This is a genomic window from Roseibium sp. R5 (assembly GCF_055755305.1).
The window spans coordinates 3483367-3496282 of sequence record NZ_CM146910.1; the positions used below are offsets into that span (position 1 = coordinate 3483367).

Annotated in this window: 11 protein-coding genes, 1 tRNA gene and 1 riboswitch; of the genes, 5 read left to right on the forward strand and 7 right to left on the reverse strand. The window is 54.4% G+C overall.

The genetic code is table 11. The annotated features are described in order from the left end of the window. Positions 1 to 85: 85 nt before the first annotated feature. Both cls and AC0J4F_RS16400 read right to left on the reverse strand, forming a co-directional pair. Positions 86 to 1600 carry a cardiolipin synthase gene (cls, locus tag AC0J4F_RS16395; protein ID WP_473024045.1) on the reverse strand — a complete coding sequence of 505 codons (1515 nt, stop codon included), beginning with the start codon at positions 1598 to 1600 and terminating at the stop codon, positions 86 to 88. Between the two features lie 34 nt (positions 1601 to 1634). Then, entirely contained in the window at positions 1635 to 2669 is a 1035-nt protein-coding gene (locus AC0J4F_RS16400) for a cysteine synthase A (RefSeq protein WP_473024046.1), read from the reverse strand. Between the two features lie 302 nt (positions 2670 to 2971). Between AC0J4F_RS16400 and AC0J4F_RS16405 the strand changes: the two genes are divergently transcribed. Then, entirely contained in the window at positions 2972 to 3634 is a 663-nt protein-coding gene (locus tag AC0J4F_RS16405; RefSeq protein WP_473024047.1) for a ChrR family anti-sigma-E factor, read from the forward strand. A gap of 61 nt (positions 3635 to 3695) precedes the next feature. Next, positions 3696 to 4493, forward strand: a complete 798-nt coding sequence (locus AC0J4F_RS16410) for an SDR family NAD(P)-dependent oxidoreductase (RefSeq protein WP_473026440.1) — start codon at positions 3696 to 3698, stop codon at positions 4491 to 4493. A 184-nt stretch (positions 4494 to 4677) separates the two neighbouring features. Here AC0J4F_RS16410 and AC0J4F_RS16415 read toward each other — a convergent pair whose 3' ends face one another. The 4 genes from AC0J4F_RS16415 to AC0J4F_RS16430 all read right to left on the reverse strand — a co-directional run bounded on the left by AC0J4F_RS16415 (position 4678) and on the right by AC0J4F_RS16430 (position 8974). Next, positions 4678 to 5907 (reverse strand): class I SAM-dependent methyltransferase, encoded by a 1230-nt coding sequence (locus AC0J4F_RS16415; protein ID WP_473024048.1) that lies wholly within the window; start codon positions 5905 to 5907, stop codon positions 4678 to 4680. Then, positions 5904 to 6782: a DUF1365 domain-containing protein gene (locus AC0J4F_RS16420; protein WP_473024049.1), complete on the reverse strand. Its 879-nt coding sequence runs from the start codon at positions 6780 to 6782 to the stop codon at positions 5904 to 5906. The genes AC0J4F_RS16415 and AC0J4F_RS16420 overlap by 4 nt, the downstream gene beginning before the upstream one ends. Beyond that, entirely contained in the window at positions 6779 to 8077 is a 1299-nt protein-coding gene (locus AC0J4F_RS16425; RefSeq protein WP_473024050.1) for an NAD(P)/FAD-dependent oxidoreductase, read from the reverse strand. The genes AC0J4F_RS16420 and AC0J4F_RS16425 overlap by 4 nt, the downstream gene beginning before the upstream one ends. Positions 8078 to 8377: 300 nt before the next feature. Continuing rightward, the gene (locus AC0J4F_RS16430) at positions 8378 to 8974 is read right to left on the reverse strand and encodes a hypothetical protein (RefSeq protein WP_133947163.1); all 597 of its coding nucleotides are present in this window, start codon (positions 8972 to 8974) and stop codon (positions 8378 to 8380) included. Between the two features lie 601 nt (positions 8975 to 9575). On the opposite strand from AC0J4F_RS16430, the gene AC0J4F_RS16435 reads away from it, so the two are divergent. Further along, positions 9576 to 10343 (forward strand): hypothetical protein, encoded by a 768-nt coding sequence (locus tag AC0J4F_RS16435; RefSeq protein ID WP_473024051.1) that lies wholly within the window; start codon positions 9576 to 9578, stop codon positions 10341 to 10343. Between the two features lie 148 nt (positions 10344 to 10491). Here the strand turns inward: AC0J4F_RS16435 and AC0J4F_RS16440 are convergent. After that, positions 10492 to 10567: transfer RNA gene (locus tag AC0J4F_RS16440), tRNA-Asn, on the reverse strand. Positions 10568 to 10896: 329 nt separating this feature from the next. Further along, positions 10897 to 11128, forward strand: a riboswitch (cobalamin riboswitch). A 34-nt stretch (positions 11129 to 11162) separates the two neighbouring features. Between AC0J4F_RS16440 and cobU the strand changes: the two genes are divergently transcribed. Both cobU and cobW read left to right on the forward strand, forming a co-directional pair. Next, complete coding sequence (cobU, locus tag AC0J4F_RS16445; protein WP_473024052.1) at positions 11163 to 11714, forward strand: bifunctional adenosylcobinamide kinase/adenosylcobinamide-phosphate guanylyltransferase; 552 nt, start codon at positions 11163 to 11165, stop codon at positions 11712 to 11714. Then, on the forward strand, positions 11711 to 12832 hold the full coding sequence (gene cobW, locus AC0J4F_RS16450; RefSeq protein ID WP_473024053.1) for a cobalamin biosynthesis protein CobW: 1122 nt from the start codon (positions 11711 to 11713) through the stop codon (positions 12830 to 12832). Before cobU ends, cobW begins: the two co-directional genes overlap by 4 nt. The last annotated feature ends 84 nt before the right edge of the window (positions 12833 to 12916 follow it).

A 12916-nucleotide genomic window follows, 5' to 3' on the forward strand; every position in this document is an offset into this window, starting at 1 on the left:
TGAAAGTGTCCTCCCTGGAATCAGATGTTAGTGCTGCAATGCGGCATAAACAGGGTCATATGGTTTTGGTGCTGCGCGCTTGCCTTTAAAGGATCGGGGACAGCAGCCGGGCGCCTTGGGCGAAAACCTGGAAAATGTAACTGCGCGATTGGAACGCATCCGGCCAGGTGAGGCGGGAATGCGCGAAATCTTCTTCAAGCATCTTCTCCACCTTTGTAATCAGCCGTTCATGGGTGAACCAGAGCGTGAGTTCAAAGTTGATCTGGAAGGACCTGTTGTCGAAATTCACCGTGCCGATGGACACAAGATCATCGTCAAGCAGGGTCACCTTCTGATGGAGGAAGCCGTCCGTGTACCGGTAGATCTTTACGCCTCGCTGGACGAGGGTATCCTCATAGGCATGGCTGGCGAGCCAGACTGTCCAGTGGTCGCGTTTTTCCGGTAGGAGAATGCGGACATCGACCCCGCGCATTGCGGCTGCGGCAAGTGCCGTTTGCACATCCAAAGACGGCACCAGATAAGGTGTTGTGATCCAAAGTCTGTGTTTTGCCTGCGCTGCGGCTTCAACAAAAGCAATTGCGCATTCTTCCAACTTGTCAGCTGGACCTGTCGGCATCACCAGCACAGACTCATCGCCCGGCATGGGAATTTCGCTCACCTGCGGCAGATCGATGTGATTGCCGCTCGCCCAGAGCCAGTCTTCCACAAATGATAAGGCGCAGGCGACCGCTGCCGGTCCTTCGATCCTCACATGGGTGTCGCGCCATCGGCCAAACCGTTTGCTCCGCCCGACATATTGATCCGCAACGTTATGGCCGCCGACAAATGCTTCGCGGTAATCGATCACCACCAGTTTTCTGTGATTTCGATAGTTGAGCCGCATTGGCCCTAAAACCCTTAGGAATTTGTGGTTTTCGTTGAAGCCGCAAACCTTGATACCCGCGTCCGTCAGGCGTTCGATGTATTTGTTGGAGAGCGAGTGGCTCCCGACATCATCATAGAGGAAGTAAATCTCCACCCCGTCCTTGGCCCGCGCGATCAGCGCATCGGCCATTTCCCGGCCAAGGGCATCATCGTGTATTGCAAAGAACTGAAAGAAGATGACGCTTTCGGCCCGGGCGATCCCGTCCTTGATCGCTGTGAAGGTTGCGTCGCCGTCGATCAGAAGTTCGGAAGTGTTGCCTGCAAGAAACGGCACGCCGGCAACACGGGAAAGCACGGGCCAATCCCGCGTTTCGTCGTGGTCTGTGAGACCAAGTTCATCGGCCCGGCGCGCTCGTTCGCTGCGGCCAAGTGTAATTTGAATTTTCGCGTAGTCGGAAAAGGACCGCCAGCCGAACACAAAATACAGCGGGACAGTGACATATGGGATGAAAAACAGAGACAGGAGCCAGGCAACCGAACCTTGTGAGGTGCGCGAGTACATAATCTCGCGAACCGCACAAATAATCGCTGTGATGTAAACAACCGCAAGCGCACCTGCGACCAGACCCAGGTTGTTTGCCACCATATCAACGACGGTTATGTCCGTGGCAGCATCCTGGATCACGCGCCTTGTATCGGCAATGCCGGTTTGAAGTGCAGGATCATGGGTCGACATGATTGGACTGGCTCGGTCTCCTCCTCATTGGAAGTTATGCGAAGGGCGGTTTCAGGTCGACTGTCCGCTCAAGCCAACCGGGCACCGGCAAGTTCTTGGCCCGCAGGAACTCAGGATTATAGAGTTTTGACTGGCTGCGGGTGCCATGGTCACAGAGGATGGTCACGATCGTGTGGCCCGGACCCATTTCCTTCGCCAAGCGCCGTGCGCCAGCAAGGTTGATCGCAGACGAGCCGCCGAGCAGCAGTCCTTCGTTTTCGGCAAGATCAAAGACAAGCGGCAGCGCTTCTTCATCCGGGATTGAATATGGATGATCGACCTTGATATCGCCGACAATCACCGTTGAGCGGCCAAGTCCAATGCCTTCTGCAATCGATCCGCCGTCGGTGGCCTTTGCTTCGCCATCTTTAAAGAGGTGGTACATGCCCGCGCCCAGCGGGTCGGCGCATCCAATGGTAATGCCCGGCTTTTGCTCGCGCAGATACGTGGAGACGCCGGCAAGCGTTCCGCCGGAGCCGACAGCACAGATAAACCCGTCAATCTTGCCGTCGGTCTGAGCAAGGATTTCCGGGCCCGTTGTCAGATAGTGGGCTTTGCGATTATCCAGATTGTTCCATTGGTCGGCGAAGAGAACACCATTTGGTTCGGTCTTGGCCATTTCTTCAGCAAGGCGGCGCGCCACGTGCTGGTAATTGTTCGGATCTTTGAAGGGTTTTGCTGGAACTTCGAGAAGCTCTGCGCCGCACATGCGCAGCATATCCTTCTTTTCCTGGGTCTGGGTTTCCGGAATAACGATAACGGTCCGATATCCGCGTGCACTTGCAACCAGCGCAAGGCCGATGCCGGTGTTCCCTGCTGTCCCTTCAACGATGACACCGCCGGGCTTCAGATCGCCGCGAGCTTCGGCTTCCAGGATCATCTGACGAGCCGGGCGGTCCTTGACGGATTGTCCCGGGTTCATGAACTCGGCCTTGCCGAAAAACTCACAACCGGTTTCTTCGGACAGGCCCTTAAGGCGGATAAGCGGCGTATTGCCGATGGCATCGACGACAGATGCGGACACAGACATTCAATTGATCCCGACAGAGTGGACAGCGGGGCGCTGTTCCATAGATTTCATCATGCGTTCAGCGCCGACGCTAATGGCACCGATAGGTCTTATCAAGCAAGCAATGTAAGTCTTTAACTGCGGATTGCTACACATAAAAATCGATATTTTTGGCGCTGTAAGCGTTTTCATTAAAAGTACTGGCTGAGTTGTTCTTCAGATCCCCTAGATCCCAAGGAAAATTCGGCTTATTTAGTTTTGCAAATGATCCAGATGCTGAATCAAGCCGTAGGCGAAGTGTACTCTGGAAGCAAAAGGTAAGCATGAGATACGAGATGGAAAAGCACGTGACCGGAATGGATGAGTTGTTGGCTGGATACGCAGCCGGAACACTTACGTATCCGGCTCAAGCTCTGATTGGTGCTCACTTGGAATTGAGCGGCCAGAACCGGGGCTATGTCCATTCTCTTGAGACGCTTGCCAGCACGGGGTTAGCTGATAGCGATCCCGTTGAATTTGCAGATCGCGATTCTGCCTTGGCCGCGATTTTTGAGAGTGATGAGCCAATCCGGGATCTAGCATCTAAGCGCTCCTGTGAGAGTGATAGCCGTGTTCCTGAATCGCTCCGCTCGATTATCGGCCCATCCATGGAGAGCGTTGCCTGGAAAACACTTCTTCCTGGCGTGAAAGAATGCAAACTCGGCGAGATTGATGGATGCGATGCCAGCCTTATCTGGGTTCGGGCAGGACGTGCAATGCCGTCACATACCCACCACGGGACTGAACTCACCCTGGTTCTCCAGGGCGGTTTCAAGGACACCGATGGTCATTATGTGACTGGCGATGTTGCTTTCGCCGATGACGACGTGGATCATCGCCCGATTGCAGATGACGGCGATGATTGCATTTGCTTTGCAGTGACCGCTGGGCGTTTGGAGCTGACCGGGCCGGTCGGCCGCTGGTTTGCACCTTTCATGCGCGGATAAGCAAACCATTGCTCCTGTCTTTGCGTATAAATAGCAGAGACTTGAGGAGACATCATTGTCCATAGTTAGTTACGTAGCAGCCCCGTCCGACGGGGCTGTTTGGATTACTGGCGCAAGTTCTGGCATTGGCCGGGAACTGGCGTTGGAGATGGCGCGAGCCGGTTGGACGGTGGCCGTCACAGCGCGCTCTGAAGATGCCTTGGCGGAGCTTAAGGACGCCGCATCCGAATTTTCTGGTTCCATTGTGGTCTATGCCGGCGATGTCAGCGATACCGCACTAATGGCGGCGCACTGCGCGTCTATCGCGGCTGAACACGGGCTTGCTATGGTCGTTGCAAACGCTGGGATCTATCTGCCTCAAGATGGCCTCGACGGCGACCCGGAAGCCTACCGGAAAACGTTCGACGTGAACCTGATGGGCACGGTGAATGTCGTTCTGCCGGCTATCAATGTGATGAAGGCGGCAGGGCAGGGGCAGATCGCTATCGTGTCATCTGTCGCAGGTTATCGCGGTCTTCCAACCTCTGCTGCCTATGGCGCCAGCAAAGCCGCGCTGTTCAATTTCGCGGAAAGCCTTCGGTTTGATCTCGAGCGGGCCGGAATTCGTCTGCAAGTCATCAGCCCGGGATTTGTCGACACACCCGCCACCAAATCAAATCCGTTCCCGATGCCGCACCTGATTTCACCTCAAGAGGCTGTCAGGGGGATCATCGATGGACTTCAGGACCGGAAGCACTTTGAGATCTCGTTTCCAAAGGCGTTTGTTCGTCAGTTGAAAGCGATCGAGTTCTTACCGTTTAATCTCTATTACAAACTGGTCCGCAAAACGACCGGATGGGATCAGAAGGGAAAGGCGTAAGCCGCCGGACATCGATCGGTAAGCCCCTTTGCCAACACGGCTATATTGAAGGGCTACCTTTGGCAATGATGACCTGATTTCTGATTAGGGCGGCAACCAGCGAAAACGCCTATGAATGCAAACAAGCGGTGCAGCATGGAGCTGCACCGCTTGTTTGGTTTTTAAGTAGGCTCAACAGACCGAGTCAGGTCGCCTTTTCATAAACCAGCTGCCTGACGTCGATGTTGCCTGCGCGGAAACCGGCTTCGCAGTAGTGCAGATAGAACTCCCACAGCCGTTTGAAACGTTCGTCAAAACCCATCGGACGGATTTGCGGCCAGGCGGTGCGGAAACGTTGCCGCCATTCCAAAAGCGTCCGCGCGTAATCCTGCCCGAAGATTTTTTGATCTTTCAGATCAAGGCCAAGGGATTTGCCGATCTCTGCCAGTTTTCCGGGAGGCGGAAGCATGCCGCCTGGGAAAATGTAGCGTTGAATAAAGTCGGTGCCCGATCGGTAGTCCTCGAACATCTGATCCTGGATCGTGATGATCTGGAGACCCGCCTTGCCGCCCGGCTTTAGGCAGTCCGACACTTTCTCAAAGTAGGTCGGCCAGTATTTTTCCCCGACAGCCTCGAACATTTCGATCGAGGCAATCCGATCATAAACACCTTTTTCGTCGCGGTAGTCTTGGAAGACGATTTCGACTTTCTCATTAAGGCCGGCCTTGAAGATCCGTTCTCTGGCGTAATCATACTGCTCGCGAGAGATTGTCAGGCCTCGGACGTTTGCCCCGACTGTTTTGGCGACGTGCTCTGCAAAGCCGCCCCAACCGCAGCCGATTTCCAGAACGGAGTGTCCAGGTTCGATCCCGGTCTGCCGGACCAGTGACGCGTATTTCTCAGCTTGCGCTTGTTCCAGGCTGTTGGTTTCATTGCTGAAGATTGCAGAGGAGTAGGTCATCGACGGGTCGAGCCACTCCTGATAGAACGCATTTCCTAGATCGTAGTGTGCCGAGATGTTGCGCTTGGACCCACTCTTTGTGTTTGCGTTGAGCCAATGACGGAGCGACAACAACAGACGGGTCAGCGGGCGACCACGCAAGGCCTCCAAAGTGGACGCCTGATTGAGCGCGAAAATCTCTAAGAAGGTCGTGACATCCGGAGATGACCAATAGCCGGCCATGAAGGCTTCACCGACACCAACATCACCGCCTTTCACAGCCATGGTGAAAAATTTCCAGTTATGGATTTTCAGAACCCCGTCTGGCCCAGGTTCCGTCCCATTGATCCGGAACATACGCCCGTCCGGGAAAGTGATGTCGAGCGTTCCATAGCGGATCTTGACTGCCAGGTTTGCCGCCATGCGCGCAAGCCGCGGCGTTCCTTTGAGTTGCGTGCGGAGATTGTCCTCGGACAACACAATAGGCCCATTCATGCCGAACCCCTTGAAATGTTGTTTGTTGTTTCTTGCCAAAGTTCCGAAGCTGTGCTCCGGCCCGCGCCGTCGTCCCTACCATCATTCGCAGGCCGCGGATGAAATGGTACACGCTTGCGCCAGATTTTAAAGGCTTGCCAATGAATGGCGGCCATCACCTTGAAGGTCAAAAGCGGAACCCGTGCAAAAGCGCGCATCAAAGACCATGTGGTCAAGGGCTCCTGCGTGCCGGAAAAGGTTGCTGACAACAATGGACCTGTGTCGTCCGTCTCCAGGATCCGGACCCGCACCGTATTGCCCGGCGGCAGCATTCGAAAGTGATAGTGCTGCTGCATGCTGATAAACGGCGACACGTAAAACTCTTTACGCTGATCCTGGCGAACACCGGCATCACTGATCTGCCCGTCACGCACCGGCCCGACATAGGTATGAAGACCGCCGAAGGTGTTGCGGACCTCATAGACGAGTGCGGTCAGCCGATCGTCCTTGTCATATGCATAATAGACGCTGAGCGGATTGAACCCATACCCCAAAAGCCGGGGATAGGCGAGCAGCATAACCCGGTAGGCCCGATCCAAACCCTCTTTCTCCAGCAAGCTGTCGATGTGTTCTCTCAACGAGCTTCCGTCTCGCGGCCCATGATCTTTTTCATGAAACGAGAGAAGGTTGAACCGGTTGACCGACAACATCCAACTCAATCTTGAAGCTTCTTTCAACCGATCGATATCGATCAGAAGATTGAAAACGTCATAAGAGAACCGGTGCTGTTTTGGTTTCATGCGCTGGTGCATGACAGCGCCATTGTAAAGCGCTGCCGCAGCTTCCGGCGCGGGGCCATTGTCCGACATCCTGTTTGTGGCAGGTGCGGGTGTCATTCAGCGGCTTCCAGCATAACAGGCTCTTGACGCTCACGCTCCCACGGCAGGACAGCACCCAGTGCCTTGGCCACGTTGAGACCGGATGACAATCCGTCCTCGTGGAAGCCATGACCGTTCCATGCGCCGCAATACCAGGTATTGTTCACACCCTGGATCTTGCTGAGCTGCTGCTTGGCCGCCAGGGCTTTGGCGTCAAATTGCGGGTGGTCATAGATGTATTTGGCGAAAGTCTTGTCTTCGCTCGGTGCCTGAAACGGATTGAGCGTGACAAAGACCGGCTTGGAGCGGTCAAGGTTCTGCAGCCGGTTCATCCAATAGGACACTGTCACATCGCGTGTTTCACCCGCTTCACGGTCCGACATGTAGTTCCAGGATGCCCAAACCTTTTTCTTCTTGGGCATCAGGCTTTCGTCCCGGTGCAGATATACCTCGTTCGGGCGGTACCGGATTGCGCTCAGTATTTCCCGCTCTTCCGCGCTTGGATCGCCGAGCATGGCAAGGCTTTGATCCGTATGGCTGGCCAGGATGACGTGATCGAATGTATCGGTATGACCCGTCTCATCACGAACAACGACTTTTCCATCTGTTCTGAGGATTTCCGCAACGGGGCTTCCAAGACGCATCTTGTTCGCAAACGGCTCAGTCAGTTTCTTCACGTAGTTGCGGCTGCCACCGGAGACCGTCCGCCACAGCTGACGGTCGAAGGACAGGAGACGGTGATTGTCGAAGAACGCCACGAAGCTCTCGGCCGGGTAGGCGCGCATCTCGTTAATCGGGGTCGACCAGATGGCAGCCCCCATTGCAAGCAGGTAGTCGTTGATGAAACCGCTGGAATAGCGCTCCGCCTCCAGATAGCCACCAAGCGTTTGGCCCGCAAGCCGACCTGAGTTCAAGTCCGCGACGGCTTGTTTGTTAAAGCGGAAGATGTCCCGGAGCATCTTCAGGAACCGCGGCGAGACGATGTTCTTGCGTTGCGCGAAAACGGCGTTCAGCCCGTCGCCACACCACTCCAGTTTGCCGCGATCCGCTGACAGCGAAAAGCTCATGTCGCTGATCTCGGTTGCAACACCCAGATGATCCAGTAGGGCTGTGAAGTTCGGATAGTTGAGCTCGTTATAGACAATGAAGCCTGTATCGACGCTCATCGGGGTGCCGTCGTAGTCGATATCGGCCGTTGCGCTGTGGCCACCTGGACGGTCTCTTTTCTCGTAGAGAACAACATCTTGGTGGCTGTTAAGTGCCCATGCAGCACTGTTTCCGGAAATACCCGAGCCGATGACGGCAATCCGCATGTTAAATCCTTTGGCTTGGCAGGGCCGCCTAAATCCCAGCGTTGGGAAGCCCAGTCGGTTGGTCAGTTGCTATTCAAGACCGTCTACGGGGGAGTTTAAAGTGCGGATCACGCAGGGCAATGAATTTCCTATGAAAATTCAATTCGAGGCAAAGGTGTGTTGAAAATGAAGAGACAACCCGCCGCGGTTCGCGGCGCAGACTTTCAAAGAGTGTAGGTCGGGTCACTGTTGCGTGGCCAAGGGGGCGCGGCCCGCTCTCACGAGCGGACCGCATCAACCTGTTCGCGGGGACTATGGCGATCAGGCTTGAAGCGTGTCGACCAGCCAGGTCCATGCGACCTTTACCTGACTTGTGGCAGCGTTGAAGAATGCAACAACGCGTTCCCAAACTGTTTGGCCGAAGTCGGCGATTTCGAGCATCGTGCCCTTCCGAACGGGTTCGTCCGATGTTTCGATCAATTCAACCGCCGCAGCGTTGCCACCATCGTTGATGACCCGCCGGGTCACAACAAGTGCCCCTTCGGTCACGAGGCGGGATTCATCCTTCTCCGCAACCATAGTCTGCGGATCCAGCGCATTGACCACGACCGCGCGTCCATCCGGCAACAGATGGGTTTCGTTTGTGCTGACTTCGGAATCGTAAATCACTTCACCATAGGAATCGATCAGTTCAACCCAAACGACATCGCGGCCGTTCAAGTTCACTTCTCCGACCCATATGGTCAGTTCGCTCTCAAGCGGATCTTTTTGATCCAGGCTCGCAGAGGCGACTGTTACCTCAAGGCTGTCTTCTGGCAGAGTAATCGTTTCTTGCGGCAAAGGACTGGCTGCCGCGCTTCCCGCAAACGCGAGGATGAGGCCAAGCGCAAACGCTCCTGCTTTGGTATTCCGTTGCATGATCGCCTCCCAAGGCTAATACAACTCAATTTACCGCGCTTTGGGGCCTTGTGATCCTGGTCCGTTTTGGACTTCTTGACCAAATTCCTTTTGTTTTTCGTCTTTTAGCGTGAAAGCGCCCCTGTATGCGCAGCCACTATTTTGCCATTATCGCACCACAATCTGGTGAATGGGTGTAATAAACATCACAAAACTGCTTGTTTCTGGCTACTTTCCGTTAATAAGTGTGTCTTAATCGCCTCAGTGCAAGAAAAATCACGCTGACGTGATGTTATCTTCATTGTAAGTATTGCGGATAAAAACTGCGGGCTATCGAGTCTGTTGCATATTGGCAACGAAAAAAGGCCTGTTTTTGAGCAAAAAACCGGCAGGCTTCTTTCTGAGTTAGATGAATATGAGCATTGATCACTCTTGCCTCTGCGGAAGGTTAAGGTGTGTCGTCCTATCCAATTTTTTTGTCTTTCTGGAGCGATTATCAAAAATTACGAGAAGGAATTTAAAGTTGTTTCCAAATATGAATTAATAAATGCGTAATTCATTGGGTTCTCAATTACGTTGTGAGACCAAGTTCCAGATAATTTGCCAAGAAAGGTAAGGGAACATGAAATACGCAGATCTTAAGTCATTCGTAAAATTACTATCAATTCATGCTGTTTTGGTTGGAGGTGTTTCACTTTCATCTGCAGCACTGGCAGATACTGTAATTGTTGGCGTTGAAGATCTAACCTACTACCCGCATTACACCATGGAAGGCGGGGAGTATGGTGGTTTTGGACGGGCGCTGCTGGATGCATGGGCGTCGGATAACGGACACACGCTGAAATATGAGGCGTATCCGATCAAGCGCTTGATGGAAAACCTGGTCGAAGGAACAGTCGATATCAAATACCCGGACAATGCCTATTGGTCCGCGGATTTGAAGGATGGCAAGCCGGTGGTCTACTCCGACAAGGTGGTCGAATACATCGATGGGGTCTCTGTGACGCCAGGCAATGTCGGTAAAGGAATGGGGTCGGTCAAGAAATTGGGTACTGTGCGCGGCTTTACGCCGTGGTCCTGGATCGATCTGACCTCCTCCGGAGCCGCTGAGTTGTCGGAAGTGAAGTCCCTGGATGGTCTGATCAAACAAGCCATAAACAGCCGTATCGATGCTGCTTATGCCAACGTAGCGGTCATTCAGCACCAACTGGGGGAAATGGGGCAGCCGAATGCGCTCTCGTTCGATTCGGATCTCAAGCATACCCGCGACTACTATTATGCCAGCACGACAACAAAGCCGGAGTTGATTGCGGACTTTAATTCTTGGATGTCCGAAAACTCTGACAAGGTCGCGGAATTGAAAGCTGAGTACAAAGTGAACCTGGACTGATCGACGGCAGTCCATGACAGGGCGGGGCTGGCGGTTTCCGTCAGTCCTTGATTTTTGCGTTTTCGAATGCTCAAGACTCAATCGCGGACGCGCCAGATGACCGATTGTGCGTAGATCTGATCAATTGCATGTTTTTTAGGAAAAAGAGTGGCTCCCTGAGTAGGACTCGAACCTACGACCCAGCGATTAACAGTCGCTTGCTCTACCAACTGAGCTATCAGGGATCACCGTGCCGGGGCAGTGCGTGACCGCCCCCGTCGATGGAGATGCGTATAACGCAGCCCTTATCCATTTGCCAAGCCCTGAAATGCGTTTTTTTCATTCCATCGTTATTTTTTCGTCAGGTATGTGGAAAACTATAAATTTTTCAGATGCCTAGTTGTGTCTATCGGTTTTTAACAGGTGCGCTTCGCCGGTCGTATTTCCGCATTGCCGCCAAGACGGAACTCAAAACGCTGCGTTTTCCAACCGGTCGTGGCAATTTGCGGTCAAACATACGACTAAGAAGACTTGCCGCCTTAAACACTCTGGCTTGTGCGGGCTGTTGGTTCCAGCTAGGAAGGAAACAGACGGTTCTGGCGCTGGAGTGATCCAGCCCGGATGAAACGGGAATTCGGTAAGTCCTCATTGAGGATTGATCCGGAGCTGCCCCCGCAACTGTGAGCGGCGAGTGCTGGCACATGACCCACTGGAGATCTTTGAGCATCGTTCTCAATGTGACCGGGAAGGGGTGCTGGTCATAAGGAACCGCGAGCCAGGAGACCGGCCGTCGATAGAGTTTAACCGCAAGGCTGTCGGGCGGACGGCTGGGAGACACATGTGACGCAGTCTGACCATGGCCGGTCTACCCTCGTTTTCGGCGGGGCCCGGTCCGGAAAAAGCACCTTTGCAGAAAGGCTTGCAGCTCGAAGCAGCCTGGAAAGGGTGTATGTTGCAACGGGTGCCGCTCTCGATGACGAGATGGCGGACCGTATTGCCAGTCACAAGGATCAACGCGGGTGTTCCTGGATTACAATTGAAGAGCAGCTGGATCTCGCCGGGGTGCTGAGCCGCGAAAATGCCGCGCACAGGGTTATCCTCGTTGATTGCCTGACCCTTTGGCTGTCCAACCTGATGTTTTCCGACAAGGACATAGCTGCGGAAACGGCGCGTTTGATTGAAGCCACCAAGGGTCTTGCCGGGCCGTGTGTGTTTGTCTCCAACGAAGTCGGCATGGGGATCGTGCCGGAGAACCGCCTGTCGCGGTCGTTCCGGGACGCGCAAGGCCGTTTGAACCAGGATATCGCATCGGCGTGCCATCAGGTCGTGTTTGTCGCTGCTGGACAGCCGCTTCTTCTCAAACCTTCACATCAACCGGAGATCGGATTGTGACTTCTTCAACGCTTAAGCCGGGTCAAAAAATCCCGGCAACCATCGTGACCGGTTTTCTTGGCGCGGGAAAAACGACCCTGATCCGCAACCTATTGCAAAATGCCGGCGGCAAGCGGATTGCGCTTATCGTCAATGAATTCGGCGATATGGGATTTGACGGCTCGCTTGTGAATGGATGCGCGGACCCGAGCTGTTCGGCAGAAGAAGTGGTGGAGCTGACCAACGGATGCATTTGCTGCACGGTCGCCGATGACTTTCTGCCCACCATGGAAATGTTGCTCGCTCGCGAAAACCCGCCGGAGCACATCGTCATCGAAACATCCGGTCTTGCATTACCGCAGCCGCTGGTCCGGGCTTTTTCGTGGCCATCGGTGAAGCCAAAAGTCACTGTGGACGGTGTTGTCACGGTTCTGGATGCAGCCGCGCTTGCTGAAGGACGGATCGCACTGGATGAAGCCGCGCTGAAAGCCCAGCGCGCAGCGGATGAAGCGCTGGATCATGAGAGCCCTGTTGAGGAGCTTTTCCATGATCAGCTGCGCTGCGCGGATCTTGTGGTGCTGAACAAGGCCGATTTGGTCGCGGGCGATATTCTTGCGGGCGTTCAAGAAAAGATCGCAGCAGAGGTCCGCCCAGCGGTGCATATCGTTGCATCTGAGAAAGGCACTTTGCCGATCGAGGTTCTGCTTGGCCGCGGCTCAGCTGCTGAGGATGACATGGCCTCCCGACATGAACATCACCATCACCACCATGATGATGACCATCATCATGATCACGATGATCATCATCACGATCACGACCACGACCACCATCATGATCATCATCACCACGATGACTTTGAAAGCCATGTGATCGAGGCGCCGATCTTTGCTTCGCTGAAGGAAGCTGAGGCGCAGGTGCTTCAGGCCATGGCATTGAAAGGTGTTCTTCGTATCAAGGGGGCCGTTCAGGTGGATGGCAAGGCCGCGCCGGCCATGGTGCAGGCGGTGGGCCCGAGGGTTGAGACCTGGTTTGCATCAGGTGCGGAGAGTGCCGGCAAGCTGGTGGTGATCGGGCTTAAGGGCTTCGATTTGGGCGCCGTTCGAGGCGCGTTATCGGGTCTTGCGGAAGCGGCTGAGTGATTTCAGGCGACCTCAAATGCCGGAACTGCCGGGCGTTGTCCGGCAGTTCATTGAAAGCCTTTTCGCCCTGAAAAGTGTAGGCGG

Bases quoted from the DNA above. Each gene is read 5' to 3' on its own strand.
- cls (WP_473024045.1), bottom strand. From the start codon at position 1,600: ATGTCGACCCATGATCCTGCACTTCAAACCGGCATTGCCGATACAAGG.
- AC0J4F_RS16400 (WP_473024046.1), bottom strand. From the start codon at position 2,669: ATGTCTGTGTCCGCATCTGTCGTCGATGCCATCGGCAATACGCCGCTT.
- AC0J4F_RS16405 (WP_473024047.1), top strand. From the start codon at position 2,972: ATGAGATACGAGATGGAAAAGCACGTGACCGGAATGGATGAGTTGTTG.
- AC0J4F_RS16415 (WP_473024048.1), bottom strand. From the start codon at position 5,907: ATGAATGGGCCTATTGTGTTGTCCGAGGACAATCTCCGCACGCAACTC.
- AC0J4F_RS16420 (WP_473024049.1), bottom strand. From the start codon at position 6,782: ATGACACCCGCACCTGCCACAAACAGGATGTCGGACAATGGCCCCGCG.
- AC0J4F_RS16425 (WP_473024050.1), bottom strand. From the start codon at position 8,077: ATGCGGATTGCCGTCATCGGCTCGGGTATTTCCGGAAACAGTGCTGCA.
- AC0J4F_RS16430 (WP_133947163.1), bottom strand. From the start codon at position 8,974: ATGCAACGGAATACCAAAGCAGGAGCGTTTGCGCTTGGCCTCATCCTC.
- AC0J4F_RS16435 (WP_473024051.1), top strand. From the start codon at position 9,576: ATGAAATACGCAGATCTTAAGTCATTCGTAAAATTACTATCAATTCAT.